The organism is Pseudomonas sp. Yb2C2 (assembly GCF_052112325.1).
In the GTDB taxonomy this organism is placed as follows: Bacteria; Pseudomonadota; Gammaproteobacteria; order Pseudomonadales; family Pseudomonadaceae; genus Aquipseudomonas; species Aquipseudomonas marginalis.
This window is the reverse complement of the sequence record NZ_JAVAJK010000003.1, coordinates 392,596-419,422: the sequence shown is the minus strand read 5'-3', so window position 1 is coordinate 419,422 and position 26,827 is coordinate 392,596. Positions and strand designations below refer to the sequence as shown.

The window sequence follows — 26,827 nt, the reverse complement described above, 5'->3', positions numbered from 1 at the left end:
ACTCAGGATGTGGGATTGGCAATTGCGACGCGGTTGACTGAGACGAATTGATCAAAGCGCGGCGGCCTTATAGCCGACCGGCGTTCTGCCTGATGTACTGGGTTAAAAATGTGGGAGGGGGCTTGCTCCCGATGAGGCGGTGTCAGTGGATGCATCTGGTACTGACCCACCGCCATCGGGAGCAAGCCCCCTCCCACAATTTGATCTGCATACATCAGGTAAACCTTGGCCTGCTCTTGCGGCCTTGGAACCGACTGCCTTGGAACCGAATAGGTACTCAATACCCCCGCAACCGATCCACCTCACCCACCATCTCCTCCCCCCGCTCAAATCGCCGAATATTCTCCAACAACACCCCAAACGCACTCTCCGGCTGCGTCATCGCCGCAATATGCGGCGTCAACAACACCTGCGGATGCCCCCAGAACGGATGCTCCGGTGCCGCCGGCTCTTCCCGCAGCACATCCAGCACCGCCCCACTCAACTGCCCACTCTCCAGCGCCTCGAGCAAATCCTCTTCAACCAGGTGCCCCCCACGGCCCATATTCACCAACCCCGCCCCCCGTGGCAGTTGCGCAAACAAGCGCCGGTCCAGGATCCCCTGGGTCTGCTCCGTCAACGGCAACACGCACAGCAAAATATCGCACTGGCTAAGAAACGCCGGGAGTTGCGCTTCCCCCGCATAACACTCCACCCCCGGCACCTGGTGCGCACTGCGCGCCCAGCCGGACAGGGCAAAGCCCAGGGGTGCCAAGGTCGCCAGGATCTGCTGGGCCTGGGCACCCAACCCCATCACGCCCACACGCCGGTTCGCAGCCGGCTGCAACAGGTGCGCCTGCCAACAGCGCGCCACCTGCTGCTGGCGATAGCGCAGCATGTCGCGGTGCAGACTCAGCACCGCCCAACTGGCGTACTCGCACATGCCGCGGGTGATGCCCGGGTCCAGCAGGCGCACCACCGGCAGGCCCGCAGGCAGGCGATCAAGGTCCAACTGATCGACACCGGCCGACAAGGCGAACAACACCTTCAGGTTGGGCAGCACGCGGGCCAGATCTTCCGGTGCCTGCCAGGCGGCCAGGTAGTCGACCTCGGCGGGGTTGCCGAGGTCGGGCCAGGTGCGCCACTCGATATCCGGCGCGTGTTGGGCGAACAGTGCCTGCCAGTGTCGGCCGCGCACCGGGTCAGCTTTGTAGAGCAAGGCCATGGGCATTTCCTGCTGGATAAACGGAAGCATCATCATCGCCCAAAGCCCGGCGCAGGATCTGTTGAAACGCGGGGCGAAAACAGTTGATCCGAATTTCTCACGGGGCAAGTTCGGCGTAGTTGGTTGCCCACAGGCCGTACTCTGGACTGCATCGCAACCACCTTCCGGTTGCCGGACTCACGATGGGAAATGCCATGAATAGCAAAGTCGACGAAACCCCTCATTTGCTCCGTCAGCGCGAGCAGTTCGTGCCCCGTGGCCTGGTGACCGCGCACCCGCTGGTGATCGACCGCGCCCAGGGCGCCGAATTGTGGGACGTGGATGGCAAGCGTTACCTGGACTTCGTCGGCGGTATCGGCGTGCTCAACATCGGCCATAACCACCCCAAGGTGGTCGCCGCCGTGCAGGCCCAGTTGCAGAAGGTTTCCCATGCCTGCTTCCAGGTGGTGGCCTACCAGCCTTACCTCGACCTGGCCCAGCGCCTGTGTGAAATGATCGGCGGCCAGGAAGCCTATAAAGCGGCGTTTTTCACCTCCGGCGCCGAGGCGGTGGAAAATGCGGTGAAGATCGCCCGCGCCCATACCAATCGCTCGGCGGTCATCGCCTTCCGTGGCGGTTTCCACGGGCGCACATTGCTGGGCACCACGCTCACCGGCATGAGCCAGCCCTACAAGCAGAACTTCGGGCCGTTTGCGCCGGAGGTGTTCCATACCCCTTACCCGAACGCTTATCGCGGCGTGACCAGTGACATCGCGCTCAAGGCCCTGGATGAGTTGCTGGCGACCCAGGTAGCGCCGGAGCGGGTGGCTGCGATCATCATCGAACCGGTGCAGGGCGACGGCGGTTTCCTCACTGCGCCCCCTGAGTTTCTCCAGGCGCTGCGAGCGTTGGCCGACAAGCATGGCATCGTGTTGATCCTCGACGAGATCCAGACCGGCTTCGGTCGCACCGGCACCTGGTTCGGTTTCCAGCACGCGGGCATCCAGCCCGACCTGGTTACCGTGGCCAAGAGCCTGGCCGGCGGCTTGCCGTTGTCCGGCGTGGTCGGCAAGGCGCACATCATGGATGCACCGCTGCCCGGCGGGCTGGGCGGCACCTACGGTGGTAATGCGCTGGCCTGTGCGGCGGCGTTGGCGGTGATCGATGCCTTCGAGCAGGAGCAGTTGCTGGCGCGCAGCCAAGTACTGGGCGAGCGCCTGCGCCAGGGGTTGCTCGATTTGCAGGCGCGCTGCTCGCGCATCGGCGATGTGCGCGGCACCGGCTTTATGTTGGCGATGGAGTTGATCAAGGATGACCCGGCCCGCACCCCGGATGCCGACCTCAACCAACGCCTGATCGATGCAGCCCGGGCCGGTGGTTTGCTGGTGATCAAGTGCGGGGTACATCGCAATGTGCTGCGCTTCCTCGCGCCGCTGGTGACCAGCGAAGCCCAGGTCGACGAAGCGCTGGAAATCCTCGACGGCGCCTTGGCACGGGTCTTGAACTGAGGCTGTGCCCGCTACGGGCCAACTGCGGCATTGGAGGCTTGACCCCACATGGGACTGACAGATTATCGAGCGTTGCTGATCGATTGCGATGAAGTGCTGGTGGATCGCGATTCAGGGGTGTGGGCGGCGTTGCAGCCGCTGCTCGACAGCCGTGGCGGGCAGCCGGCCAAGGATCAGGTGCTGGCAGAATTCAACACGCAGGTTGCCAGGCTCTACCCGCGTTTCGCCGAGCTGGGCTTCAGTGGCGTGTTGTGTTTTGCCCATCGCCAACTGGCCGAAAGTTGGGGGCTGCACGCCAGTTGGGAGGAGGGCATGAGCTTTGCGCGTTCGGCGGGCAATTGGTCGTTGTTCGAGGATGCGCCGGGGGCCATGCTGTACCTGCGCAAGTTCTACCGTTTGCTGGTGCGTGGCGACCGTGATGCCGAGGACCGCGGGGTGTTGTGCGAGCGATTGGGGATTGCACCGGAAGATTTCATTTCCCTCGCCGAAGACCCGCAATGGCTCACGGACCGAGGCGCGCAGCTGCAACCGGTGCTGCATGTGACGCGACCGGCGGTCGGCGCACACGGGGCGCTGGACCGCTGTTTGATCGGCCGCCACCGGGCACGGCAGCCTTCGCCTTGTGCGGCGGAGTACTGCATCAACAGCATGGCGGATCTGGTGGCGCAGCATCAGCTGTCTTTACGGCGCTGATTTTGCTAGAAGATTGTCTTACAAACGGCAGTCAAGAGGTACGTGATGGAAGGGCAAGTCAAGCTGGACCGGATCGACATCAGTATTCTGGTTGAACTGCAAAAAGACGGGCGGATGACCAATGTCAGCCTCGCCGATGCCGTGGGCCTGTCCGCCAGCCCCTGCCTGCAACGGGTCAAGCGGTTGGAATCGGCCGGGTATATTTCCAGCTACAAGGCGCACTTGAACCTGGCCAAGATCACCGACTCGGTGACGGTGTTTACCGAGATCACCCTCAGCGACCATAAACGCGAAGACTTCGCCAAGTTCGAATCGAATATCCGCCTGGTGGACGAGGTACTTGAGTGTCACCTGATCAGCGGTGGCTACGACTATCTGGTGCGTTTCATGACTCGCAGCATCCAGCACTACCAGGAAGTGGTCGAGAGCCTGTTGGATAAGAACATTGGCATCTCCAAGTACTTCAGCTACATCGTGATCAAGTCACCGGTGCTCAAGGATGGTGTGCCGTTGCGCAAGTTGCTGCGGCACTGACACACGCTCGCTTTCCGGTGGGAGGGGGCTTGCCCTCGATGGCCATGGGTATCTACACAACTTCCAGTGAATACGGAATCTATGGCAATTAGGCTTCTGTGGTGAGCGGGCTTGCCCCGCGCTGGGCTGCGAAGCAGCCCCAAAACCTTCACCTCGATTGATTCTGGCACTCTTCGGTGACCTTATTGGGGCCGCTTCGCAGCCCAGCGCGGGGCAAGCCCGCTCACCACAGAGTTATGTGTCAGCCTTTAAGAGTTGTGTAGATACCTATGCCTCGATGGCGGCCTCTGGGCCGACCATTTTTTTGGATTGGACCGGGTACATATCCGTTGCTGCGGTCACGGCCGCTATGGGTTCCGCCCTTACGGCGGCTCACTTTTGAACAGCGCAAAAGTAAGCACTGCTTTTGCACCTCAATTGGACACTCCCCCTCGTAGTCTTGGCTAAACGCCTTATCTCGACGCAACCCGCATAAAACACTTTTTCGGGCCCTTAAACAGTGGTCTGCACCGATCCGTGGGTGCAATTCGGCGAAAAACGCAAAAGGGCCTGCGCTGTAATGCTCGCAGAGTGAGGGAGCGCAGGGTTGTGCGGTGTTTTCCAGCCGCGACAGCCTTGGGTTGAACACCACCAATCGGAGCGAAAAAAATGCGAATGAGCAACGCAAAAGCACTGTTGGGTTATGGGGCGTTCATGCTGGCGACCGCCAGCGAGGCGCATCAGATTTGGTACGAACAACTTCCCGGCCAGCCATTGGCCTTGTACTACGGGGAGTATGACAAGAATGTTCTGGAGGTGACCCCGGGGGGCATGGACCGGTTCAGGCAGCTGCGGGCCTGGTCGATGGCCGACCGGTCGGCACCGCTGCAGCTGAGCCTGCAGCGCCAGGCGTTCCTGCTGGCGGAGCAGCCCGGGCAAGAGGATTCGCTGCTGGCGCAAGACCTGCACTATCCGATGTTCGATGTGCATGAAGGCGCCAAGACCTTGAAAGCCGCCTGGACCCCGGCCACGCGTTGGGTCGGTGACCTGCGGGCCCGTAGCCCGGAGCTGACCCTGGATATCGTCCCCACCGGCGTTGCCGAGGCGGGCCGTGCGCAGTTCCGGGTGTTCTACGCGGGCAAGCCGCTGACGGGCCAGGAGGTCGTGCTGGAAACCGCCTCCGGTGAAGTCTTCAAGCAGCGCAGCGATGCCGCCGGCAACGTCAGCTTCGAGCTGCCCTGGCAGGGCACTTACGTGGTGGCCGTCGAGTACCAGGACAACAGCCCTGGGGAGCGTCTTGATCCGGCGGGCAAGCCCGAGCGGTTTGACGTCAAACGCTTCAGTTCGACGTTGTCGTTCCACCGCCAGCAAGGCCAGGCGGCGTTACCTCGCGCGCCGTCGCAACTGCCGGCATCGGAAGTCGCCAGGCTGAAAAAGTCAGCCTGATTCATTGCCTCCTTCATGAGTGATTGATATGACCCTTTCTTCAGGATTGGCCGGTCAGGCGGGCACTGTTGCGCCGACGCTTGCCCGCACGAACGTCACGGCGGCCACGCGCATGCTGGCTATCGATGCGCTGCGTGGTTTTGTGATGCTGTTGATGCTCATCGACCATGTGCGCGAAACCTTCTTGCTGCACCGGCAGGTCACCGACCCGATCGACGCCTTGAGTGTCACCCCGGACCTGTATTTCACCCGTATGCTCAGCGAGATCTGCGCCCCGGCGTTTATCTTCCTGACGGGCTTGTCGGCCTGGCTCTACAGCCAGAAACACAGCGCCCGCGAAACCTCGGTGTTTTTGCTCAAGCGCGGGCTGTTCCTGGTGTTCCTGGAAATCACCTTCGTGTGCTTTGCCTGGAATGCCGAATTCCCACCCAAGACGTTGTGGCTGCAAGTGATCTGGTGTATCGGCCTGTGCATGATCGTGCTCGCCGGTTTGCTGCACCTCAAACGCGCCTGGCTGATCGTGCTGGGGGTGGCGATTGTCGCCGGGCATAACCTGCTCGACGGTGTGAGCGTCGGGCCGGAGTCGCCGTTCTTCGTGCCCTGGTCGATCCTGCATCAGCGGGTGTTTATCGACATTACCGAATTCACCCGCGCCCGCACGACGTATCCGATATTGCCGTGGATCGGTGTGATCCTGCTGGGCTGGGGCATCGGCCCGTGGTTTGGCAAGGCAATGCCGTCGGCGGAGCGTATCTCGCGCCTGGTCAAGCTGGGTGCAGGCCTGCTGGTCGCGTTCGTGTTTATCCGCTACCTCAATGTGTATGGCGAGAAACCCTGGGTGCAGACCGGTGATGCGCTGCGCACCTTCATGAGCTTCATGAGCGCGAAGAAATACCCGCCGTCGCTGATGTTCCTGATGCCCACCCTGGGCCTGTCGCTGCTGCTGTTGGCGCTGTTCGAGAAGTGGCAGGCCCGCTGGGCCACTGCGACCCTGGCGATCTACGGTGGGGCGCCGATGTTTTTCTACTTGCTGCACCTGTACGTGCTCAAGGCCATGTACCTGGTCGCGCTGGCGATCTGGGGCGCCAACCAAGGCACCTACTACGGTTTTGACGACCTGCCGATGGTGTGGTTGTGGAGCGTGATACTCGGGGTGTTGCTGTTCTTCCCGACACGCTGGTTCGCCGACCTCAAACAGCGTCGTCGCGACATCGCGATTCTCAAATACCTCTGACGGAACCAACGGTGTTCTGCGTCCTGCGGAACACCTTTGCCTGACACGTTCTGGAGTCAAACCGTGAAGATGCTATCGACCCGCACCCTGCTATTGGCATTGGGAGGGCAGAGCCTGCTCGCCTTCGCCGCCGAACAAGACACCGCCAAAGGCTTTATCGAGGACAGCCAGTGGAACCTGCTCAACCGCAGTGTCTACGACCGCCGCGACTACCAGCATGGCGCCCTCAGCAACGGCGCACGCAACGCCTACAAACCGCGATCCCAGCGCAGCGACCTGGCGGAAGAATGGGCCTATGGCCTGATGGCTGACTACGCCTCGGGTTTCACCACCGGTACCCTGGGTTTTGGCCTGGATGCGCACGTTTATTCCGCCTGGCAACTGGACAGTGGCGGTGGGCGCGCCGGGAAGGCACGGCTATTGGCGGTGGACAATGACGGCCACCCCAAGGAGCAGTTCAGCCGCGGTGGTGCGGTTGCCAAACTGCGTTTTTCCTCAACCGAATTGCGCTACGGCGAGCAGCGGGTGAAAACCCCGGTGTTTGCCTCGTCCGACAGCCGCTTGCTGCCCGAAACCGCGACGGGATGGTGGTTGACCAGCCGCGAGTTGCCGGCCACCACCCTGTTCGCGGGGCACTTCAATGAGAGCACCGACCGCAACGCCAGCAGCCATGACCGAGGGTTTGTCGTCAACTATTCCAACGGCAGGCAAGGCGACCGCTTTGACTTGGTGGGCGTGCGCAATACGGCAATCAAGGGGCTGAGCGCCAGCGTGTTCAGTGCTGTCTATGAAGACACCTGGCGCCAGCATTACCTGGGGGCGGTCTACACCCGGCCGCTGTTTCCCGGCCAGGCACTGACCGTTGACCTGAACCTGTATCGCACCCAGGACACTGGCAAGGCGTTGTCGGGGCGCATCGATAACACCACATGGAGCCTGCTCTCGACCTATCGGTTCGGTGCCCACAGTGTGGGCGTGGGGTATCAGAAAGTCAGTGGCGACACGCCGTTCGACTACGTGACGCGCGGGGCGATTTACCTGAGCAACGCCGTGGCGTTGTCCGACTTCAACGCCCCACGGGAGGCCTCGTGGCAGGCGCGCTATGACCTGGACCTGGCGGCCCATGGCATGCCCGGCCTGAGCCTGGCGGCGTTGTATGTCCGCGGCAGTGGCATCGACGGCCGCCACATGGATCCTGGCGGTGGCTACCAATGGCTCGGCTACGGTGATGGGGGCAAACACTGGGAACGCGACCTGCAAGCACGCTACGTGGTGCAGTCCGGGGCCGCGAAAAATCTCGCCTTTACCCTGCGCCATGCCGTGCACCGGGGCAATGCGGCCCAGGCGGAGCTGGATGCCAACCAGATCCGCCTGGCGGTCGAGTACCCGTTGGGCGGGCGCTTGCACTAGGCCGGCGTTACTCCTGCAACTGCAACGCCTGCTGCTTGAGCTGGCGTTTCTGCGCGAACGGCAGCTTTTCATCGTCCCCATAGGGCGCGCTGTACCAGTTGCCGTAAGTCGGGTTGGGCAGCAAAAACCAGCGCTGCCCGAGCCAGTTCACATAGGGTTCGACGGCCTTGCGCTGGGCCTCGAGGGTGTTGCGTTCGGCCTGGACGAAATCCCCCAGGGAATCACCGGCCATCAATAGCACGCGAGCATGGCTGGCGACCCATTGGCGGCGGCAGTTCTTGCCGTAGCCGGCGCTTTCGCAGTGCCCGGTAGGCGTGCTGGCGGCGAGCACCTGTTGATGGCTCTCCACCGGAAAACCGCGCAGGCGCAGGTTGGCCACCGTGGCCGCGACCTGGCTGTGCTCGCGGTTGGTCAGGTAGTAAACCGTGATGCCTTTTTGTTGCGCCGCTTGCAGGAACGCCACGGCACCGGGGAGGGCCTGGGCCTTGGCCTGGTCGACCCAGGTGTTCCAGCGGTCGTAGCCATACACTTGGTTATTGATGACGTCGCGGGCATTGAGCGGCACGTTGTCCAGCAGGGTTTCGTCAATATCCACCACCACCGCCGGCGGCAGGCCGCTCAGGTTGCGGGGCGGGAAGGGCAGCGCGTCCCAGCTGGGATCGGCCAGCGCCACGTCGAGCTGGCGGGTGGCATGGGCGAAGACCTGGCGATAGATCAACTCGTGTTCGATGGAGGTCTGGGTCCAGAGTACGGCGTCGAGCTGGTCGTTGGCCGGCGGCGTTTGTTGGCAGCCTGCCAGCAGGCACAGGCTGGCGAAGATCAGGGGTCGCATGCAGAGGTCTCGCAGGGAAAGGGCGCGTGGGCGGCACCTTAGCCTAATCCGGCGTGGATTCACCACATTGCGAAACTTTTGCCGGATGCGAAATTGACGTGATTGTGAAACTTATCATCTAGCATCGGCCTCATCGCCAGCTCGATGTTGCCGGCATCGCTGCGCTACACCCTGGAACACATCAGCCAGCCATAACGCCAGTCAAACTGTGGGAGGGGGCAGGCCCCCTCCCACATTTGATCGGCTTACAAGATGCTCAACGGGTAACTGATGATCACCCGATGCTCATCGCTGTCACGCTGGGTGGTCACTTCGGTGCGCAATGAGGCATGGCGCAAGGCGATGCTCAGGTTCTTCAGCGGGCCTTGCTGGAACACATAGCTCACGGTCAGGTTGCGTTCCCACTCGCTATTGTCACCCGTTGGCGTGCGGATGTTCGAGCCACTTTCGTACATGCCCATAAAGCTCAGGCCTGGCACGCCGACCGTGGCGAAGTCATAGCCGTAACGCACCTGCCAGGTGGTTTCCCCGGCGCGCTGGAATTTGCCGATCATCGACTCGGTCATGAAGTAGGCCGTGGAACCGTCACCCTGGTTCAGCCACACCGCATCGCTGTCGCCGCTGACCTGTTGCAGGCCGGCGGCAATCGTATGGCCGTTGACCAGGTAGCTGAACAGGGCGCTGCTCAGGCGGCTGTCGACCTTGCCCTTGGTCACGCCGTCGCCGTAGTAGCCGAAGGTGTAGAACGCCGGGTCGTTGCCGTTGGCACCGTCGGAGCGGTTGTCGAAGTGGCGCAGGTCGGTGCGCAGGGTGCCCGGGCCGATCTGCCAGTCGTACTTGAGGCCCAGGAAGTTCTGCTTATAGAAGTCCTGCAGGTTGCCGTAGTAGTACTGCAATGTCAGGTCTTTGGTGGGTTTGTAGTCGACCCCGCCGTAGTAGAACTTGTTGACGAACTCACCGCTGACCGCGTTGTTGGCGCCCGGGATCGACATGCCCATCTGGTTGCTCGAACCACGGCCTTTCACGTGTTCCAACTGGCCGAGGGTGAAGGTGAAATGGTCCAGGTCCTTGGACTGTACCTGCCCGCCGTTGAAGGTCTGTTGCAGCATGCGGTCGGTGGACATCACCACCGGCAGCATGGGCACCAGGGTCCCGTATTTCAGCTCGGTCCGGGCAAAGCGTGCCTTGGCGGTCAGGCCCAGGCTGCCGAACTCGTCCACCGCGCGACCATCGTGATCGGTGGGGAACACGTTGCCGTTGAATGCGGTGCTTTGCGGGTTGTAGTGACGGCCCTTGCCGGAGTCCAGGCGCACACCGAACATACCGATGGCGTCGATGCCGAAGCCCACCGTGCCCTGGGTGAAACCCGACTCGAAGTTGGCGATAAAGCCCTGGCCCCATTCCTGGGTGTAGTTGGGGTCGGCCGCGCCGCTGCGGTTGTCGGCGTTACTGAAGAAGTTGCGGGCCAGCACGTTGAGCTTGCTGTCTTCCACCAGGCCGGCGGCGTAGCCCTGTTGGGCGATCAGCAGGCCACAAAGGCCGGCGAGTACTGTCGGTGCGCGATTGAAAAGCTCCATCGGTGTCATCCCCATGTGTGTTTGGTTTTTTTGAGGGCAGTCAAAAGCGGCAGTGAAGGTTTTCTATTTGTTTTCAGGAGCAGGTTTTTCAGGAGCGACGGTGGCCGGCACGACATGCAGTCGCACCGGCGGCAAGCGGTACAGGATGAACAGCGCCAGCACGCCGATCCCGGCGCACAGCAACAGGCCTACGCCAACGGACTGCGCCAGGGCATCCCGGGCCAGGTTCAGCCACGGCGAGGCGTCGAGGCTGGCATGCAACAGCGTTTGCGGATCGGCGTACACGGCAATGCCCTCGGCGTGATTCGCGGCGAGAAACACCCGCTGCACATTGGCGCTGTACAGCAGGTTGACCAGCACCCCCATGCCCGCGGTGCCGAGCAGCCCGCCGACCAGGCGCAGGGACTGGGTCAGTGCCGTGGCAATCCCCAGGAACTGCCGTTCGGCCAGGGTCTGGGTGAAGACCGTGAGGTTGAGCAGGATAAATCCCAGCCCCAGGCCGGCCAGCAGGATCAAACCGAGCAACAGGTTGAACGCGGCCCCGCGCCCGACCACGGCCAGGCCCAGGCACGCCAGCAGCAGCGCGACAAAGCCCGCCAGCGGCAAATGGTTGGGGTTGCGCAAACGGGTCACGATGCGGCTGTTGACGATGGCCCCCAAGGTGATGCTCAACGCCAGCGGCGTGATCAGCAGGCCGGCGTCCTGGGGCGAGTAGCCGTAGGCGCCTTGCAGCAACAGCGGCAGGTAGAACAACAGCGAAAACATGATCGCGCCGGCCGCCACCGACAGCACGAACAACAATCGCAGGCTCGGCAAGCTGAATAACGCCGCCGGCAACAGCGCATGCGGGCAACGCCGCTCCCAGTGCCACAGCGCGATGATCGCGGCAATACAGCCCAGGCCCAGGGCGGCGCTCAACGCCAGGCTCGAATGCCCCAGCCATTCCACAAACAATTGCAGGCTGCCCAGGGCTGTGGCGATCAGCAGCGCGCCGGGCCAGTCCAGGCGAATGCCGCTGCGCTGCTGCGGGCGGTACCAGGGCAGGAAGCGCCAGGCGATCAACAGCGCCAGGCACCCCAGGGGCAGGTTGAGGTAGAACACCGAGCGCCAGCCAAAGGCGCCGGTCAGGTAACCCCCCAGGCCCGGGCCGATGGCATTGACCACGCTGAACAGCGCACTCAAGAGCATTTGCCAGCGCAGGCGTTGACGGGTATCGGGAAACAGTTCGGGAATGCAGGCGAACGCGGTGCCGATCAGCATGCCGCCGCCCACGCCTTGCAAGGCGCGGCCGATCACCAGCACCCGCATGTCATCGGCCACGGCGCAGGCCAGGGAGGCCAGGGTGAAAATCAACGTGGCGGCGAGCACGAACGGCTTGCGCCCGTAGTAATCCCCCAGCCTCCCGAAAATCGGAATGGTGACGATGGACGCCAACAGGTAACCGGTGGCCACCCACGCGTAGAGTTCAAAGCCATCGAGTTCGGCGACGATGCTTGGCAAGGCGTTGCCGATCACCGTCTGGTCGAGTGCCGAGAGCATCAGCACCAGGGAGATGCCGAGCATGGCCAGCAAGGCTTGCTGGAAACTCAAGGGCGGGTGGGCTGCCACGGTCATGGTCGGCCCTCAGCGCAACGCGGTGACGGCGGTGGCGATGCGTGCACAGCCCTGGTCGAGAGTAGCGATCGCGGTGGCGATCGACATACGGAAAAACGGCGCCAGGCCATACGCCGTGCCGGCCACCACCGCCACGCCCTGGCTTTCCAGCAGGTACATCACGACGTCGCTGTCGGTGTGCAGCACCTTGTCCTCGGGCGTGGTTTTACCCAGCAGGCCAGCGCAATTCACATACAGGTAGAACGCACCATCGGGCTTGCGGCAACTGAGGCCGGGAATGGCATTGAGCAGCTCCAGGCAGCGGTCGCGGCGTTGCTGGTAGACCAACACGCTTTGCTTGACGAAGCTCTGGTCGCCGTTGAGCGCTTCCACCGCCGCCGCCTGGCTGATCGAGCAGGCATTGCTGGTGGACTGCGATTGCAGGGTGGCCATGGCGCCGATCAGGTCGGCGGGGCCTGCGGCGTAACCGATGCGCCAGCCGGTCATGGCGTAGGTCTTGGACACGCCGTTGACCACCAGGCTGCGCTCGCTCAAGGCCGGCTCGATGGCGAGGATATGCGGGTTGTCCAGGCCGTCGAAACGGATGTGCTCGTAGATGTCATCGGTCATCAGCAGCACATGCGGATAGTCCAGCAGCACATCGGCCAGGGCGCGCAATTCGCTGTGGCTGTAGCTGGCGCCGGTGGGGTTGCTGGGGGAGTTGAGCAGCAGCCAGCGGGTACGCGGGGTGATCGCCGCGCGCAGCTGGCCTGGGGTCAGCTTGAAGCCGTTGTGTTCCGGGCAGGCGAGGGTCACAGGCTCGCCTTCGCAGGCCAACACCATGTCCGGGTACGACACCCAGTATGGCGCCGGGATCAGCACCTCATCGCCGGCGCCGAGGGTGGCGGCGAAGGCGTTGAAGATCGCACTTTTGGCGCCGCTGGTCACCAGCACTTGCTGGGCGGTGTAGATCAGGGCGTTTTCCCGTGCCAGCTTGTCGACGATGGCCTGGCGCAGCTCCGGGGTACCGGCGTTCTGGGTGTAGCGGGTTTCACCGCGCTCGATGGCGGCACTGGCGGCCTGGCGAATGTTAGGTGGCGTATCGAAATCCGGCTCGCCCACCACCAGGTTGATGATGGACTGGCCCTGGCGACGCAGCTCGTTGGCGCGGTCGGACGCGGCGCTGCTGGGCGATGGTTTGATGCGTTGCACACGGGCGGCGATGCGGGAGGCAGTCACGGGCGTTCCTCGTTGATGGCGTTGACAGGGGCCACAGTACGAGGCGCGGGGAAGGGCGCCATAAGATGAGTTCGTTCTGGTTTGATAGGCAGTGCTTATGGCTGGGGTTGCACTGTTGTGGTGCCTCCAGTCCTGGCTGCTCCGGGCGGGTGCTTTGGATCGGAGATCAGGGACAGCCATAGCAAAGCCTTATGGCTGGTTATACGGATGGCCTGTCTTTTGCAAACCTGCCAGGTGTACGCAAAACCAAATGTGGGAGGGGGCTTGCTCCCGATAGCAGTATGTCAGTCACAGATGCATCAACTGACACTGCCTCATCGGGAGCAAGCCCCCTCCCACATTTAAGGCATCACTTGTCCATTACATGAGCATCGCCATTTTGAACCTGCGCCGCCTGAAGTATTTCGTGAAACTGGTCGACATCGGCAGCATGACCCAGGCCGCCGATGTACTGCATGTGGCGCAACCGGCGTTGAGCCAACAACTGGCAACCCTGGAAGCCGAGCTGCAACAGCAGCTGTTGATTCGCACCAAGCGCGGCGTCACGCCGACTGAGGCGGGCAAGGTGTTGTATGCCCATGCGCAGATTATTTTGCGTCAGTGCGAGCAGGCCCAGAGCGATATCAATGCCACCGGCCAGGCGTTGTCCGGGCAGGTGTCGGTGGGGCTGGCGCCGGGCACTGCGGCGTCGGCGTTGTCATTGCCGCTGCTGCGCACCGTGCGTGAGCGCCACCCTGGCATCCTGCTGTACCTCAATGAAAACTTCGGTACCACCTTGAGCGAGCTGATCATGAACGGCCGCATGGACATGGCCGTGCTGTATGGCGGGCGCGAGGTGCATGGCCTGAGTTTTGTCTCGCTGTTGCGCGAGCCGCTGTACCTGGTGAGTGCCGACCCGGCGATTGCCACGCGTGAAGAAGTGCCCCTGGCCGAACTGGCCGACATGGACATGCTGCTGCCGCGTCCCTACAACGTCATGCGCCGGCTGGTGGACGAAGCCTTCCTGCGCATTGGCCTGAGTGCGCGGGTGGTGGCCGAAATTGAATCCTCGACCACGCTGACCGCCGCCGTGGCCGACCATTTCGGCTCGACCATCCTGCCGGAGTCGTCGGCGCGGGTGATGGTGGCGGCCACTTCGGTGCACATGTGCCGCATCGTCGAACCCGAGGTGGAGGCGCCGCTGGCGCTGTGCCTGTCGGGGCATTTGCCGTTGTCGGTGCCGGCCCAGGCGGTCAAGGCGATCCTGCTGGAGCTGGTGGCGAAGATGCGTGGCAGCCTGATTTGAGCGGTCATAAGGTCGGCTTATCACCCCAAAGCCAAAGCGTCTTGGCCGCTTTTCGAGGGGCTCGGTAGATTGGGCCCATCCACTCAAGACACGCTCGACAGGCAGGGGCCATACATGGATTCAGCACGTATCAAGGGGTTGATGGATTTGCTGGCCGAATCCGATCTGCTGGAACTGAGCCTGACCGAAGGCGACAGCACGCTGCGGCTGTTCAAGCAGGCAGGTCAGGTGATCACCAGCGCCGCACCGACCGTGACTTCAGCTCCAACACCCGCCACCGCCGTGGCCAGCGCCGCCGTGGAGATCAAGGCCAGCCTCTATGGCGTCTTGCACCTGACGCCCGCCGTCGGTGAGGCGCCGTTTGTCACCGTGGGCCAAGCCATCGAGGCCGGCCAGACGGTGGCGGTGATCGAGGCGATGAAGATGTTCCACCCGGTCAAGGCCAAGGTTGCCGGCAAGTTGGTTGAGATTCTTGCCCAGGCCGGCGTCGAAGTCGAAGCGGGCCAAGCCTTGTTCCGGCTCGATTGACCCCCACGCGTATTCGTTATTCAGGTGAATTCAATGTTCGACAAAGTGCTGATCGCCAACCGTGGCGAAATCGCCCTGCGCATTCAGCGTGCCTGCCATGGCCTGGGGATTAAAACCGTGGCGGTGCACTCCGAAGCGGACCGCCATGCGCAGTATGTGCAAAACGCCGATGAGTCGCTGTGCATCGGCCCGGCCGCACCGGGGCTGAGCTACCTCAACCAGACCGCGCTGCTGTTTGCCGCCAAGGTCAGTGGCGCCCAGGCGATCCACCCCGGTTACGGGTTCCTGTCGGAAAACGCCGGGTTTGCCGAGCGCATCGAAGCGGCCGGGTTGACCTTTATCGGGCCGAGCGCCGCATGCATTCGCACCATGGGCGACAAGGTGGCAGCCAAGCGCGCCATGCGTGAAGCCGGTGTGCCGTGCGTGCCGGGGCCGGATTCGAGCATGCCGAGCGACGATGCGAGCATCCTCGCCATCGCCGCCGAAATCGGTTACCCGGTGATCGTCAAGGCCGCCGGTGGCGGCGGCGGTCGCGGCATGCGCGTGGTACAGGCAGAGGGCGACTTGCTCGCTGCCATCGGCCTCACCCGCGAAGAAGCGCGGTTGGCGTTCGGCAACCCTGAGCTCTATATCGAGAAATTCCTCGGCCACCCCCGGCACGTGGAAATCCAGGTGTTGTGCGATGCCCATGGCCATGCGATCTGGCTCGGCTGCCGCGACTGTTCCCTGCAACGCCGCCACCAGAAAGTCCTGGAAGAAGCGCCGGCGCCGGGCATCGATCCCGCGCTGATCGCCACGGTCGGCGAACGCTGCGCCGAGGCCTGCCGCCGCATCGGCTATCGCGGCGTGGGCACTTTCGAGTTTCTGTATGAGGACGGCGAGTTCTTCTTCATCGAGATGAACACGCGCCTGCAAGTGGAGCACCCGGTTACCGAGATGACCACCGGCATCGACATCGTCCAGCAGCAACTGCGCATGGCCCGCGGTGAAGTGCTGAGCGTGCGCCAGGAAGACGTGCAGCTGAACGGCCACTCCCTGGAGTGCCGCATCAACGCCGAGGACCCGCTGACCTTTATGCCGACCCCCGGCCTGATCCAGCGTTGGGAAGTGCCCGGCGGCTTTGGTGTGCGGGTCGACTCCCATGTCACCACCGGCTACCGCGTGCCGCCGTACTACGACTCGATGGTGGCCAAGGTCATCACCCACGGCGCCACGCGTGAAGAAGCCATGGCACGCATGCGCCTGGCCCTGAGCGAGATGATTGTGGACGGCATCAGCACCAACATTTCGTTGCACCGCGAGATTCTGGATGACCCGGCGTTCTGCGCCGCCGGCGTCGATATTCATCACCTGGAGCGCTGGTTGCAGCAAAGGAGTCCGACATGAACACCGCCCCTGTCATCAGCCTGCTGGGCTCCAGCGCCTTGCTGTTCGAGGCGCCGGGCGAACTGGACCTGGCCCCGCAGCAGCGTATCTGGCGCCTGGCCCTGCAAGCCGGCGAATGGCCCGAGATCCACGAAGCCGTGCCCGGTATGAACAACCTGATGCTCACCTTCCTCACGCCGCCGCGTGAACTGAACGGCCTGTGCCAGCGCCTGCTGGAGGCCTGGGAACAGAGCCAGCCGCTGCCCCTGGAAGGGCGCATCGTCGAATTGCCGGTGGTGTACGGCGGTGAGTTCGGTCCGCACATGGCGGACGTGATTGCCCACACCGGACTGGATATCGAGACCATTGCCAACCTGCACTGCGAACCGCTGTACCCGGTGTATGCCCTGGGCAGCCACCCCGGTTATTGCTACCTCGGCGGCATGGACCCACGCCTGGCCACGCCACGGCGCCAGGTGCCGGTGCTGAATATCGGCGCGGGCTCGGTGTCCATCGGCGGGGTGCAGACCGGGGTGTCCGCCTCGGCTGGCCCCAGCGGCTGGAACACTATCGGACGTACTGAAATGGCGTTTTTCGACCCCGCCCAAACCCCGCCCGCGATCTTGCGGCCGGGTGATTTCCTGCGCTTGCGCATCGAGAGGATCATTCGATGATCGAGATTCTATCGGCCACCGCCCTGGCCACCGTGCAGGACTTCGGTCGCTTCGGCAGCCTGGGTTACGGCGTGGGCACGTCGGGCGCCATGGACCAGCTGGCCCTGGACCTGGGCAACCTGTTGCTGGGCAATCCCGAAGACGCCGCCGCGATTGAAATACCGCTGTTCCCGTTCGACGTGCGGCTGTTGCAGGACTGTGCCTTTACGGTGACCGGCGCCGCTTGCGACGCCACCCTGGACGGCCAGTCCTTGCCACCGAACTGGGTGTGCCAGGGCCGTGAAGGCCAGGTCTTGAGCCTGGGCTATCCGACGTCAGGCAGCCGTGCCTACCTGTGTTTGGCGGGCGGGGTGGATGTGCCGTCGGTGCTGGGTTCGCGCAGCACTCAATTGCGCGGCGAGTTCGGCGGCCTCGACGGCCGCGCCCTGCAACAGGGGGATCGGCTGGGGGCACTGCGTCCCGGTATCAGCCCGTTGCCGCTGGATGTCGGGGTGTTGGCGCCAAGCCTGGCGCTGCCGTTGCAGGTCGATGGGGTGCCTGCCATGCGCGTGTTGCCCGCCGCCGAATACGAGCGTTTCCAAGAAACTTCCCGCGCGGCGTTCTGGGCCGGTGAATGGAAGATCACCACCCAGAGCAATCGCTACGGCTACCGCATGGAAGGCCAGCCGCTGCTGCCCATCGCCCCGATGGAAATTCGCTCCCACGGCATCATGCCGGGGGTGATCCAGGTGCCCCACGGCGGCCAGCCCATCATCCAGATGCGTGACGCCCAGCCCAGCGGCGGCTACCCCAAGTTCGGCAGTGTGATCGAGGCCGACCTGTGGCGCCTGGGCCAGGCGCCCATCGGCGGTAAGGTGCGCTTTATCGAGTGCAGCTACCTGGAGGCCGTCGAGGCCCTGGAAACCAATCGCGCGTATCTGCGTGAAGTCAGCCGCCTGTTGGAACTGCACCGCGAAGGAGTGAAAGCATGACCCTTGAGGAAATTCGCCAATTGGCGCTGTGGCTCAAGGAGCACCACCTGGCCGGTGCCGAAATGAGCCGCCCCGGTGTGCACCTGGCGCTCAAGCGCGGTGCCTCGGCCGCTGCTGTTGCGGCGCCTGCCGTTGCCGTGGTTGAAGACCAGGTGCTGCGCACCACCGGCCTGGGGCGCTTGCTGCTGACCCATCCCCAACTCGATCAACCGTTCGTGGCGGTGGGTGATCAGCTCAGCGCCGGGCAACTGGTCGCACTGCTGCAAGTGGGTGAGTTGTTGTTGCCCTTGCGCGCGCCCCGCGCCGCGCGGGTTGTCGATGTGCGTGTGCCGTGCGGCACCACTGTCGGCTACGGCGAAGCCTTCCTCGGAGTGGAGTACCCCGCATGAAGATTGATTTGAACGCTGACCTGGGCGAAGGCTTCGGCCCGTGGCGCATGGGCGAGGATGAAGCGCTGATGCACCTGATTTCATCGGCCAATGTCGCCTGCGGTTTCCATGCCGGCGACCCGCTGATCATGGACAACACGGTGCGCCTGGCCAAGGCCGGGGGCATCGACCTGGGCGCGCATGTGGGCTTCCCGGACCTGATGGGCTTTGGCCGTCGGCAGATGAACATCGAGATCAAGGAACTCGCCACCCATGTGATCTACCAGCTCGGCGCGCTCGCTGGGATCGCGGCGGTCAACGGCCATCGCATGACCCACATGAGCTTCCACGGCGCTCTGGGCAATATGGCCGCCGCCGATGCGGCGCTGGCGGAACCGTTGGTGCGGGCGGTGGCGGCGTTTGACCCGACGCTGATCATCAGCTCCTCCAGCAGCCGCGCCATCGAAGGCGCTGCCGAGAAGTGCGGCCTGCGCGTCGCCACCACGTTTCTCGCCGACCGCGCCTATGACGACGATTGCCTGCTCGTGCCGCGCAAGGTCGACGGTTCGGTGATCAAGGCGCCGGCAGCGGTGCTGCGCCGGGTGCGGCAGTTGCTGGAGGAGGGCACCGTGACCGCCCTCAGCGGCAAGGTGCTGCGGGTGCCGGCCCATTCGATCCTGCTGCACGGCGACACCCCCGGCGCGGTCGAACTGGCGCGCACCATTCGCGCCGAAATCGAGCAACTGGGCGGCCGTATCACGCCGATTTCCCAGCTGCTGGCCGCGTCATAAGCAGGCCTTATCGCCACACAACCATTGCGTCTTGGTCCAGCGCCCGAAGGCTGGATAGAGTCGAACCATAACCCGTAGCACAAGGACCACCCCATGCCATTTTCCGACTACAAAACCGCGCTGGTCACCGGGGCTTCCTCCGGCATCGGCGCCGCCGTTGTCGAGCGCCTTTGCCAGGAAGGCGTGCAGGTGCATGCCCTGGCTCGCAGTGCCGACAAGTTGCAGGAACTGGCGGCCAGGACCGGCTGCATCGCCCACGCCATCGATGTCACCGACCTTGCCGGGCTGACCAGACTGTTCGCCGAAAACACCTTCGACATCCTGGTCAACAACGCCGGCGTCGACAAACCCGGTTCCCTGCTCAAGGCCGACGCCGACGGCATCGACCTGCTGATCGACGTCAACCTGCGCGCCGTGCTGCACCTGGCACGGCTGGCGCTGCCGGGCATGGTCGAGCGCGACTGCGGGCACATCATCAACATCAGTTCGATCGCGGCGGCCTACAACTTTGGCGGCAACTCCACCTACCACGCGACCAAGGCCGCCGTGAGCATGCTTTCGCGCCAGTTGCGCATCGATGCGTTCGGCAAGCGCGTGCGGGTCACCGAGATCTGCCCTGGCCGGGTCGCCACGGACATCTTTGCCCACGTGCACGGTGACTCCGAGGAAACCTACAAGCGCTTCGTCGAGGGCTTTGAATTGCCCCAGGCTGAGGACATCGCCAATGCCATCGCCTTCGCGATTGCCGCGCCGATTGCGGTCAACATCGGGCACATGGAAATCACCCCGACCTTGCAGGTGCCGGGCGGGCTTTCCACCGCGCGGCCCCAGGACTACCAGGGCTGAATCCGAGCCCCATCAAAAGAACGGATCGATCCGTCAACGCTGCATCCCGCCACGGCCACGCCGGGTGATTTTGATTTCTGCCCTAGCCCAATGCCGATAGGGATTGACCATGAAGCAAGACTTCGATTTGGCCGCGATTCTGCAAGGCGAGTACGCCGAGCTGATCGTCAAGGGCATCGAAATGACCTTGCAGCTGGCGCTGTTCGCCTGGCTGCTGGCGATGCTGCTGGCGCTGACACTGGTCACGGTGCGCCTGACCGGTAACACGCTGGCCGACCGCCTGGTGGCGGGGTATGTGTCGTACCACCGCAATGTGCCGACCCTGGTGCAACTGATGCTGTGGTACTTCGGCGTGCCGACGTTGCTTGGCGAGTCCACGCAACTGTGGCTGGCCAACCACAACACTGAATACCTGTTCTCGGTGATCGCCCTGGGCCTGTGCCAGGCTGCGTATTTCTGTGAAGACATGCGCAGCGGCCTGCGCGCCATTCCCGCCGGGCAGACCGAAGCGTCCAGGGCCCTGGGCCTGGGCTACGTGCGTTCGATGCGCTACGTGATCCTGCCCCAGGGCGTACGCAACTGCCTGCCGTCGCTGATCAACCACACCGTGCTGCTGTTCAAGAACACCAGCCTGGCGATGGCGATCGGCGTGATGGAGCTGACCTACGCCAGCCGCGAAGTGGAGAACTACACGTTCCGCACCTTTGAGTCGTACCTGGTGGCCACGGTGTTCTACCTGGTGTTTTCACTGCTGCTGATGGGCGCCGGGGCATTGCTCGCCCGCCACTTCAGCAAAGCCCTGGCGAGGTAGACCGCGATGTTCGATATGTTTTCAATCGTGCAGCAGAACTGGACGCTGTTCCTGATCGGCCAATACCCCCACGGCCCGCTGGGTGGCCTGGCGAGTACCCTGATCCTGGCGGCGCTGGCGTTGCTGCTGGCGTTCCCGTTCGGCCTGCTGCTGGCCTTGGCGCGGGTGTCGCCGTGGAAGGGGTTGTACTGGGTCGCGACAGTGTGGGTCTACGTGCTGCGTGGCATCCCGTTGCTGATGGTGATCTTCTGGACCTACTTCCTGGTGCCGTTGCTGATCGGCCATAACATCACCGGCTTCATGACCATGCTCTGCACCCTGGTGATCTACCAGAGCGCCTACCTGTGCGAAATCATTCGCGGCGGCATCCAGGCGCTGCCGGCCGGGCAGTACGAGGCGTCCCGCGCCCTGGGCCTGGGCTATGTGCGCACCACGGTCTGGGTGATCCTGCCCCAGGCGCTGTATAACGCGCTGCCGAGCCTGATCAGCCAGTTCATCTCGATCATCAAGGAAACCTCCCTGGGCTACGTGATCAACGTGCAGGAAGTGACCTTCGCCGCCAACCAGGTCAACAACCAGCTGCTGACCAAGCCGTTCCAGGTGTTTTTCATCCTGGCGATCATCTACTACCTGCTGTGTTTCGGCCTGACCCGCCTGGCCGGTTGGGTGGAGCAACGCATTGCCCGCAAGCGCCTGGGCGATGGCGGGCAAACCGTGGCGGGCGGTCCGTTGCTGACCACCGATAATTGAAGAGGGCTGCGCTCATGCATCCAATGATCATGTTTTCGAAAATCAATAAATGGTACGGCGAGTACCAGGCGCTCACCGACATCACCGCCGAGGTGCAACCCGGTGAAGTGGTGGTGCTGTGCGGCCCCTCGGGTTCTGGCAAGTCGACGCTGATCCGCACGGTCAACCGCCTGGAAGACATCCAGGCCGGCCAGATCCTGTTCGACGGGCAGGACGTGCACGGCACCGACGCGCAGATCAACCGCCTGCGCAGCCGCGTGGGGTTTGTGTTCCAGAGCTTCAACCTGTTCCCGCACCTGTCGGTGCTGGAAAACATCACCCTGGCGCCGAACAAGCTGCGCAACCTCAAGGGCGCCGCTGCCAAACAGAAGGCCATGGAATTGCTCGACCGCGTCGGCCTGGCCCATAAGGCCGGTGCCTACCCGGCGCAGTTGTCCGGCGGCCAACAGCAGCGCGTGGCGATTGCCCGGGCATTGGCGATGGAACCGCCGGTGATGCTGTTCGACGAGCCGACCAGTGCCCTCGACCCGGAAATGGTCGGTGAAGTGCTGAGCGTGATGAAGGGCCTGGCCAAGGACGGCATGACCATGATGTGCGTGACCCACGAGATGAACTTCGCCCGTGAAGTGGCCGACACCATCTGGTTTATGGACGCGGGGCAGATTCTGGAAAAGAGCAGCCCCGATGCGTTCTTCACCCAGCCTTCGCACCCGCGAGCGCAACGTTTTATCGCCGACCTGCGGGCCCATTGAGCTGCGGCGGCTTTGCTCCCTCTGCCATTTTTGCTGGTCCAACTTTCCGGAGATTTCCCATGGGTATGAAGCATCTGTTTACCGCACTGGCATTGGGGCCACTGGCGATTTCCGTCGCACAGGCCGACCAGTTGAGCGACATCCTGGCCAAGCAGTCCCTGAGCTGCGGCGTCTACGCCGATGTGCCGCCATTCTCCGCGCCGGACCCGAAAACCCGCGAGCTGGTGGGCATGGACGTGGACCTGTGCAAGGCCCTGGCCAAGACCATGGGCGTGGCCCTGGAACTCAAGCCGCTGTCGGTTGAAGCGCGGATTCCCGAAGTGAAAATGGGCCGCGTCGACGTGATCTTCGCCAACCTGGCCTACACCAAGACCCGCGCCGAACAGATCCAGTTCAGCGACCCGTACTACATCGCCAAGGAAACCCTGGTGGTACGCGCGGCGAATGCCGACCAGCCGAAAAGCTTCTTCAAGGACAAGCGCATCAGCTCCACCAAGGGCTCCACCTCCGAGCAGTCGATCCGCCTTGCCGGGGCCACCCCGGTGACCTTCCAGGACACCGGCTCGGCCTATATGGCGTTGCAACAGAACAAGGTGGTGGGCCTGGTGACCAACACCATGACCGCGCTGAAACTGGTCAACCAGGCCAAGGCCGGTGGTGTCGAACTGGCCTTGGCCAAGGAGCCGATGGCCCTCGAACCGATCGGCGCCGGCATGCGCCGCGATGAGCCGGCGTTTCTGGCCAAGGTCAATGAGTCGTTGATGGCGATGGAGAAGGCAGGGGAGATCGATGCGATCTGGGACCGCTGGATCGGCCCGAACACCGAATACAAGATGGTCCGCGAGGACAAGGTGCAGAGCTTGAGCGCCTTGAAGTTCGAGCCGTTGCCGTAAGCGCTGGCGGTTGTAAAAAAGCCCGCCGTGGGTGATGCACGGCGGGCTGTTTTTTTACGGTGTTCTGTACTGGGGGCGCAGGGCCTCATCAATCATCCAGTGCGGTTGGCCGGGCCTGATGCACGTTCCGCCCACCCAGCGTTCGTGGCTGGCATGGTCGAGCCAGTACGCCTGTCCGTTGAGCACGCTATGGCCCAAGGGGGTCAGCGACAGCGGGCGGCGGGGCCAGTCCAGATGCGCCTCGGTTTCCGTCAGCAACGGCTGCTCGCCATCGATCAACGGCCGCAACAGCGCATGAAACATCATGTCCCCCAGGAACGGCAGCGGGTCGCGCCTGGCCGCCAGTTCGGCGAACACACGGCCAAACGGCAGCGGCCCGGCTTCGGCGAGGTAGGTCAGGGCCAGGCGCTCGGTCAGCGACAGGCCATCGCGTGTTCCCGGCAACTCCTGTAATTGACGCAACAGCGCCGGCGCCAGCAAGGGCAGGGCCGGGTGTTTGCCATGGGCAAGCTCGGCCAACGGGGTCGGTGAGCTGTCGCAATAGGCCGACCAGGCCTGTTTGGCCAGTTGCACCGCATCGTCACCGATGAGGCGCCGCTGTAGCCATAGCCACGCCAATACATCCGGCGCCAACTGGCCGATACCGATAAAGCGCTCGACACCGGGAATACGATCCACCTCGATCAGCTCCAGCTTGGGCGGTGCCTGCTCCAGGCCGGCCAGGGCACGGATCAGGAACAACTGGTCATAGGCGTCCGCCTCGCACCACAGCACGCTGTGCTCGGCACTGGCCAAGGTGTGGAGCTGATCGTATTCATCGTCGACGCGGCGCGTGACGTCCGCTAAGGGCAGGGCAAAGGCCTGGCTGATGAACGCGCTGCGCAGGGCGCGGAATTCTGCGGTGGGTATGTCGCGAACCGGCCCCATGCACAGCGGGTCGCTCAGCATGTGGAAGTGGCCCTTGAACCCGGCAATCTGAAGGCTATGGGCAATGTCATTGCCGCAGCGCCAGTGGGTGGTGCGCGCTTCGTCGCTGGCGGCAAAGTCGGGATGGCGGGCGGCGAAATCAATGGCGTCGACATGGGCCTTGAGCTTGGGCCAACTGCTGAAACCCAGTTGCCTGGCGATCTGCCATTGGGCCTGAGACAGGGTGGCGCCGGGGTCCTGGGCTTTCAGCTGGCGCAACAGTTCCTTGGCGCGCTTGCGCTGTTGCTCAAGGTTGAGACGGCCATCGGTGTTGGAGGATACAGGGCGTTGCGACATACGATCTCCTTGCACAAACCTTTTCCGCTTTAAGGTTGGGAGTCGTAGAAATGAGGTAGAGCTTCATTGTCCTGGGCGCAGCCCTTTCCGCGGAAGGTGGCGTAGAGAGCGCCAGGCGGGAAATATAGGCACTGCGGCGTTTGATTGCAAATCGGGCTTGGGATCAAACCCGTACTCTTTTTTGGGTTGCACGGGGTCAAGTGTGGGAGGGTGCTTGCTCCCGATGGCGATGGGTATCTACACAACTTTTCAGATCCTGACAAATCTCCCTGTGGCGAGCGGGCTTGTCCCGCGCTGGGCTGCGAAGCAGCCCCAAAACCAGCCTCTACAGAGTGTCTGATACACCGCGTTCTTCTTTACTGGGGCTGCTACGCAGCCCAGCGCGGGACAAGCCCGCTCGCCACAACAGCCCAATCTGCGGGGCGTTCAGCGTTGAGCCAAAGTTGTGTAGATACCTATGCCCCGATGGCGGCCTCTGGGCCGACCTTTTTTTTGGATTGGGCCGGGTACATATCCGTTGCTGCGGTAACGGCCGCTATGGGTTCCGCCCTTACGGCGGCTCACTTTTGGAAAGGCCCAAAAGTAAGCAAAAGGCCTTCGCCGTAGTGGTGGCGATAGTTTGAAATTTTTCATGAAAACTTCCCGCGCCTGCCGCACCATTGCGCCCAACAGGTTTAAGAGGAACACCGCGTCCATGAGTGCACTGATCGAAACCCGCGCCCTCACGCGCATGGACGAGCGCCGCCAGGTGCTGTTGCTCCAACCCACGAGTTTCACCTTGAACCGCGCCGACCGGGTGTCGATCACCGGTTCCTCCGGCTCTGGCAAAAGTGTGTTGCTGCGCGCATTGGCGTTGCTGGACGCCCCCACCAGCGGGCAGGTGCTGTGGAATAGCCAGCCGATTGTCGATGCGCAGATTCCGCACTACCGCAGCCATATCAGCTACCTGTCCCAACGCCCGGCGCTGCTCGAAGGCACGGTGGAGGACAACCTGCGTTTTCCCTTCAACCTCAAGACCCTGCGCCAGCGTCGCTTCGACCCGGAAGCGGTGACCACTTTGCTGGGGCATGCCGGTAAGGCGGCGGATTTTTTGACCAAGAACGCGTTGGACCTGTCGGGTGGCGAGGCCCAGGTGGTCTCGCTGATCCGCACCCTGCAACTCAACCCCGAGGTGCTGCTGCTGGACGAACCCACCGCCGCCCTCGACCCCACCTCATCCCGCGATGTGGAAGCGTTGATCAGCGCCTGGTTTGCCGGCGACAATGCCCGCGCCTATGTCTGGGTGTCCCACGACCTCGACCAGGCCCGGCGCATGAGCGACATCCACTGGCAGATGAGTGCCGGGGTGTTGAGCGAGGCGGTCCAGCCATGAACTATCAAAACCTCACCGCCCTGGACATGGCCATCGCCGCTTCGCTGATCCTGGTCAACGGTGCGCTCTCCCTGCTGCTGCGCCTGGGCCTGGGCCGCCAGTTGCTGTGGGCGGCGGTGCGTACCGTGGTGCAACTGTCGGCCATCGGTTACCTGCTGGGCTGGGTGTTCGCGTTCGCCTACTGGTATGTGGTACTGCCGTTGATGGGCGCAATGACCCTGATCGCCGGGCTGTCGGCGGCGGGGCGTGGGCGTCGCACGTACCGGGGGCAAAGGGTCGACAGCATCCTGTCGGTGTGGGGCAGTTCGTGGCTGGTGACGGCAGTGGGCTTGTTTGCGGTGATCCGCATCCACCCGTGGTACGAGCCTCAGTACGCGATCCCGATCCTCGGCATGATCCTCGGCAACACCCTGACCGGCGTGTCCCTGGGGATCGAACGCATGACCCAGGAACTGACCTCGGGGCGCAACACCATCGAGATGATCCTGGCCCTCGGCGGCTCACGCTGGGAGGCGGCGCAGGAAGCGATCCGCCAGGCGGTACGCGCGGGGATGATCCCGACGCTGAACCAAATGACCGTGGTCGGCATTGTCAGCCTGCCCGGCATGATGACCGGCCAGGTGCTGGCGGGGGAAAGCCCGGTGGACGCGGTGCGGTATCAGATCGTGATCATGTTCCTGATTGCCGCGTCGTCGACGTTGGGCACGGTGGGGGCGGTGTTGTTGACCTATCGGCGGTTGTTTTCCAGGAGCCACCGGTTTTTGCGTGAGCGCTTGCAAGAGCGCTAAGCGTTCAGTTAAGCGAAAGTGATTCACTGTAGGAGCGAGCTTGCTCGCGAAGAACTCAGGGCCACCGCGCTTATCGAGAATGAGCGCGTTGTCTGGGCGTTTTTCGCGAGCAGCTCGCTCCTACAAAAAGCCTAGGGCAAGC

Annotated in this window: 26 protein-coding genes; 20 read left to right on the top strand and 6 right to left on the bottom strand. The window is 63.3% G+C overall.

Translation table 11 applies throughout. The annotated features are described in order from the left end of the window. Positions 1 to 277: 277 nt before the first annotated feature. Entirely contained in the window at positions 278 to 1,204 is a 927-nt protein-coding gene (locus tag Q8X51_RS06245; RefSeq protein WP_065947943.1) for a 2-hydroxyacid dehydrogenase, read from the bottom strand. Between the two features lie 194 nt (positions 1,205 to 1,398). Between Q8X51_RS06245 and gabT the strand changes: the two genes are divergently transcribed. From gabT to Q8X51_RS06215, 6 genes are all read left to right on the top strand, one after another. Continuing rightward, positions 1,399 to 2,691, top strand: a complete 1,293-nt coding sequence (gabT, locus tag Q8X51_RS06240; protein WP_141606817.1) for a 4-aminobutyrate--2-oxoglutarate transaminase — start codon at positions 1,399 to 1,401, stop codon at positions 2,689 to 2,691. A gap of 48 nt (positions 2,692 to 2,739) precedes the next feature. Continuing rightward, positions 2,740 to 3,384, top strand: a complete 645-nt coding sequence (locus Q8X51_RS06235; RefSeq protein WP_065926967.1) for a 2-haloalkanoic acid dehalogenase — start codon at positions 2,740 to 2,742, stop codon at positions 3,382 to 3,384. A 45-nt stretch (positions 3,385 to 3,429) separates the two neighbouring features. After that, positions 3,430 to 3,918: an Lrp/AsnC family transcriptional regulator gene (locus Q8X51_RS06230; protein ID WP_010449292.1), complete on the top strand. Its 489-nt coding sequence runs from the start codon at positions 3,430 to 3,432 to the stop codon at positions 3,916 to 3,918. Positions 3,919 to 4,572: 654 nt separating this feature from the next. Then, positions 4,573 to 5,343, top strand: a complete 771-nt coding sequence (locus Q8X51_RS06225; RefSeq protein ID WP_242001079.1) for a DUF4198 domain-containing protein — start codon at positions 4,573 to 4,575, stop codon at positions 5,341 to 5,343. A gap of 28 nt (positions 5,344 to 5,371) precedes the next feature. Next, positions 5,372 to 6,577, top strand: coding sequence for a DUF1624 domain-containing protein (locus tag Q8X51_RS06220; RefSeq protein WP_407694358.1), 1,206 nt, complete (start codon positions 5,372 to 5,374; stop codon positions 6,575 to 6,577). Positions 6,578 to 6,646: 69 nt separating this feature from the next. Next, positions 6,647 to 7,987 carry an OprD family porin gene (locus Q8X51_RS06215; RefSeq protein WP_407694401.1) on the top strand — a complete coding sequence of 447 codons (1,341 nt, stop codon included), beginning with the start codon at positions 6,647 to 6,649 and terminating at the stop codon, positions 7,985 to 7,987. A 7-nt stretch (positions 7,988 to 7,994) separates the two neighbouring features. Here Q8X51_RS06215 and Q8X51_RS06210 read toward each other — a convergent pair whose 3' ends face one another. The 4 genes from Q8X51_RS06210 to Q8X51_RS06195 form a co-directional block, all read right to left on the bottom strand. Beyond that, the gene (locus tag Q8X51_RS06210; RefSeq protein ID WP_065926971.1) at positions 7,995 to 8,819 is read right to left on the bottom strand and encodes a 5'-nucleotidase, lipoprotein e(P4) family; all 825 of its coding nucleotides are present in this window, start codon (positions 8,817 to 8,819) and stop codon (positions 7,995 to 7,997) included. 245 nt (positions 8,820 to 9,064) lie between these two features. Continuing rightward, the gene (locus Q8X51_RS06205; RefSeq protein ID WP_407694357.1) at positions 9,065 to 10,396 is read right to left on the bottom strand and encodes an OprD family porin; all 1,332 of its coding nucleotides are present in this window, start codon (positions 10,394 to 10,396) and stop codon (positions 9,065 to 9,067) included. Positions 10,397 to 10,459: 63 nt separating this feature from the next. Further along, positions 10,460 to 12,010: an MFS transporter gene (locus tag Q8X51_RS06200; RefSeq protein ID WP_407694356.1), complete on the bottom strand. Its 1,551-nt coding sequence runs from the start codon at positions 12,008 to 12,010 to the stop codon at positions 10,460 to 10,462. 9 nt (positions 12,011 to 12,019) lie between these two features. Further along, positions 12,020 to 13,228 carry an aspartate transaminase gene (locus Q8X51_RS06195; RefSeq protein WP_330214853.1) on the bottom strand — a complete coding sequence of 403 codons (1,209 nt, stop codon included), beginning with the start codon at positions 13,226 to 13,228 and terminating at the stop codon, positions 12,020 to 12,022. 379 nt (positions 13,229 to 13,607) lie between these two features. Between Q8X51_RS06195 and nac the strand changes: the two genes are divergently transcribed. The 12 genes from nac (at position 13,608) to Q8X51_RS06135 (ending at position 23,262) form a co-directional block, all read left to right on the top strand. After that, a complete protein-coding gene (gene nac, locus Q8X51_RS06190) occupies positions 13,608 to 14,513 on the top strand; it encodes a nitrogen assimilation transcriptional regulator NAC (RefSeq protein ID WP_150675591.1) in 906 nt (301 codons plus the stop codon). Positions 14,514 to 14,627: 114 nt separating this feature from the next. After that, a complete protein-coding gene (locus Q8X51_RS06185) occupies positions 14,628 to 15,041 on the top strand; it encodes an acetyl-CoA carboxylase biotin carboxyl carrier protein (RefSeq protein WP_315872208.1) in 414 nt (137 codons plus the stop codon). A 33-nt stretch (positions 15,042 to 15,074) separates the two neighbouring features. After that, the gene (gene accC / locus Q8X51_RS06180; RefSeq protein ID WP_315872207.1) at positions 15,075 to 16,427 is read left to right on the top strand and encodes an acetyl-CoA carboxylase biotin carboxylase subunit; all 1,353 of its coding nucleotides are present in this window, start codon (positions 15,075 to 15,077) and stop codon (positions 16,425 to 16,427) included. Then, a complete protein-coding gene (pxpB, locus tag Q8X51_RS06175; protein ID WP_315872206.1) occupies positions 16,424 to 17,080 on the top strand; it encodes a 5-oxoprolinase subunit PxpB in 657 nt (218 codons plus the stop codon). The genes accC and pxpB overlap by 4 nt, the downstream gene beginning before the upstream one ends. Next, entirely contained in the window at positions 17,077 to 18,051 is a 975-nt protein-coding gene (locus Q8X51_RS06170) for a biotin-dependent carboxyltransferase family protein (protein ID WP_315872205.1), read from the top strand. The genes pxpB and Q8X51_RS06170 overlap by 4 nt, the downstream gene beginning before the upstream one ends. Then, on the top strand, positions 18,048 to 18,440 hold the full coding sequence (locus tag Q8X51_RS06165; RefSeq protein WP_315872204.1) for a hypothetical protein: 393 nt from the start codon (positions 18,048 to 18,050) through the stop codon (positions 18,438 to 18,440). The genes Q8X51_RS06170 and Q8X51_RS06165 overlap by 4 nt, the downstream gene beginning before the upstream one ends. Continuing rightward, entirely contained in the window at positions 18,437 to 19,210 is a 774-nt protein-coding gene (locus Q8X51_RS06160; RefSeq protein WP_330214852.1) for a LamB/YcsF family protein, read from the top strand. Before Q8X51_RS06165 ends, Q8X51_RS06160 begins: the two co-directional genes overlap by 4 nt. 93 nt (positions 19,211 to 19,303) lie before the next feature. Then, a complete protein-coding gene (locus Q8X51_RS06155; RefSeq protein ID WP_101271977.1) occupies positions 19,304 to 20,056 on the top strand; it encodes an SDR family oxidoreductase in 753 nt (250 codons plus the stop codon). Between the two features lie 109 nt (positions 20,057 to 20,165). After that, on the top strand, positions 20,166 to 20,867 hold the full coding sequence (locus Q8X51_RS06150) for an amino acid ABC transporter permease (RefSeq protein WP_027608104.1): 702 nt from the start codon (positions 20,166 to 20,168) through the stop codon (positions 20,865 to 20,867). Between the two features lie 6 nt (positions 20,868 to 20,873). Then, positions 20,874 to 21,617: an amino acid ABC transporter permease gene (locus tag Q8X51_RS06145; RefSeq protein ID WP_053138766.1), complete on the top strand. Its 744-nt coding sequence runs from the start codon at positions 20,874 to 20,876 to the stop codon at positions 21,615 to 21,617. 23 nt (positions 21,618 to 21,640) lie between these two features. Next, entirely contained in the window at positions 21,641 to 22,369 is a 729-nt protein-coding gene (locus tag Q8X51_RS06140; protein WP_169899070.1) for an amino acid ABC transporter ATP-binding protein, read from the top strand. Between the two features lie 59 nt (positions 22,370 to 22,428). Then, complete coding sequence (locus Q8X51_RS06135) at positions 22,429 to 23,262, top strand: ABC transporter substrate-binding protein (RefSeq protein WP_315872202.1); 834 nt, start codon at positions 22,429 to 22,431, stop codon at positions 23,260 to 23,262. 54 nt (positions 23,263 to 23,316) lie between these two features. Here the strand turns inward: Q8X51_RS06135 and Q8X51_RS06130 are convergent, their stop codons facing one another. Continuing rightward, the gene (locus Q8X51_RS06130) at positions 23,317 to 24,525 is read right to left on the bottom strand and encodes a DUF1835 domain-containing protein (protein ID WP_074847264.1); all 1,209 of its coding nucleotides are present in this window, start codon (positions 24,523 to 24,525) and stop codon (positions 23,317 to 23,319) included. 694 nt (positions 24,526 to 25,219) lie between these two features. Between Q8X51_RS06130 and Q8X51_RS06125 the strand changes: the two genes are divergently transcribed. Both Q8X51_RS06125 and Q8X51_RS06120 read left to right on the top strand, forming a co-directional pair. Beyond that, positions 25,220 to 25,897, top strand: a complete 678-nt coding sequence (locus tag Q8X51_RS06125; RefSeq protein ID WP_407694355.1) for an ABC transporter ATP-binding protein — start codon at positions 25,220 to 25,222, stop codon at positions 25,895 to 25,897. Beyond that, on the top strand, positions 25,894 to 26,685 hold the full coding sequence (locus tag Q8X51_RS06120; RefSeq protein ID WP_407694354.1) for an ABC transporter permease: 792 nt from the start codon (positions 25,894 to 25,896) through the stop codon (positions 26,683 to 26,685). The genes Q8X51_RS06125 and Q8X51_RS06120 overlap by 4 nt, the downstream gene beginning before the upstream one ends. The last annotated feature ends 142 nt before the right edge of the window (positions 26,686 to 26,827 follow it).

Bases quoted from the DNA above. Each gene is read 5' to 3' on its own strand.
- Q8X51_RS06245 (WP_065947943.1), bottom strand. From the start codon at position 1,204: ATGGCCTTGCTCTACAAAGCTGACCCGGTGCGCGGCCGACACTGGCAG.
- gabT (WP_141606817.1), top strand. From the start codon at position 1,399: ATGAATAGCAAAGTCGACGAAACCCCTCATTTGCTCCGTCAGCGCGAG.
- Q8X51_RS06235 (WP_065926967.1), top strand. From the start codon at position 2,740: ATGGGACTGACAGATTATCGAGCGTTGCTGATCGATTGCGATGAAGTG.
- Q8X51_RS06230 (WP_010449292.1), top strand. From the start codon at position 3,430: ATGGAAGGGCAAGTCAAGCTGGACCGGATCGACATCAGTATTCTGGTT.
- Q8X51_RS06225 (WP_242001079.1), top strand. From the start codon at position 4,573: ATGAGCAACGCAAAAGCACTGTTGGGTTATGGGGCGTTCATGCTGGCG.
- Q8X51_RS06220 (WP_407694358.1), top strand. From the start codon at position 5,372: ATGACCCTTTCTTCAGGATTGGCCGGTCAGGCGGGCACTGTTGCGCCG.
- Q8X51_RS06215 (WP_407694401.1), top strand. From the start codon at position 6,647: ATGCTATCGACCCGCACCCTGCTATTGGCATTGGGAGGGCAGAGCCTG.
- Q8X51_RS06210 (WP_065926971.1), bottom strand. From the start codon at position 8,819: ATGCGACCCCTGATCTTCGCCAGCCTGTGCCTGCTGGCAGGCTGCCAA.
- Q8X51_RS06205 (WP_407694357.1), bottom strand. From the start codon at position 10,396: ATGGAGCTTTTCAATCGCGCACCGACAGTACTCGCCGGCCTTTGTGGC.
- Q8X51_RS06200 (WP_407694356.1), bottom strand. From the start codon at position 12,010: ATGACCGTGGCAGCCCACCCGCCCTTGAGTTTCCAGCAAGCCTTGCTG.
- Q8X51_RS06185 (WP_315872208.1), top strand. From the start codon at position 14,628: ATGGATTCAGCACGTATCAAGGGGTTGATGGATTTGCTGGCCGAATCC.
- accC (WP_315872207.1), top strand. From the start codon at position 15,075: ATGTTCGACAAAGTGCTGATCGCCAACCGTGGCGAAATCGCCCTGCGC.
- pxpB (WP_315872206.1), top strand. From the start codon at position 16,424: ATGAACACCGCCCCTGTCATCAGCCTGCTGGGCTCCAGCGCCTTGCTG.
- Q8X51_RS06170 (WP_315872205.1), top strand. From the start codon at position 17,077: ATGATCGAGATTCTATCGGCCACCGCCCTGGCCACCGTGCAGGACTTC.
- Q8X51_RS06165 (WP_315872204.1), top strand. From the start codon at position 18,048: ATGACCCTTGAGGAAATTCGCCAATTGGCGCTGTGGCTCAAGGAGCAC.
- Q8X51_RS06160 (WP_330214852.1), top strand. From the start codon at position 18,437: ATGAAGATTGATTTGAACGCTGACCTGGGCGAAGGCTTCGGCCCGTGG.
- Q8X51_RS06155 (WP_101271977.1), top strand. From the start codon at position 19,304: ATGCCATTTTCCGACTACAAAACCGCGCTGGTCACCGGGGCTTCCTCC.
- Q8X51_RS06150 (WP_027608104.1), top strand. From the start codon at position 20,166: ATGAAGCAAGACTTCGATTTGGCCGCGATTCTGCAAGGCGAGTACGCC.
- Q8X51_RS06145 (WP_053138766.1), top strand. From the start codon at position 20,874: ATGTTCGATATGTTTTCAATCGTGCAGCAGAACTGGACGCTGTTCCTG.
- Q8X51_RS06140 (WP_169899070.1), top strand. From the start codon at position 21,641: ATGATCATGTTTTCGAAAATCAATAAATGGTACGGCGAGTACCAGGCG.
- Q8X51_RS06135 (WP_315872202.1), top strand. From the start codon at position 22,429: ATGGGTATGAAGCATCTGTTTACCGCACTGGCATTGGGGCCACTGGCG.
- Q8X51_RS06130 (WP_074847264.1), bottom strand. From the start codon at position 24,525: ATGTCGCAACGCCCTGTATCCTCCAACACCGATGGCCGTCTCAACCTT.
- Q8X51_RS06125 (WP_407694355.1), top strand. From the start codon at position 25,220: ATGAGTGCACTGATCGAAACCCGCGCCCTCACGCGCATGGACGAGCGC.
- Q8X51_RS06120 (WP_407694354.1), top strand. From the start codon at position 25,894: ATGAACTATCAAAACCTCACCGCCCTGGACATGGCCATCGCCGCTTCG.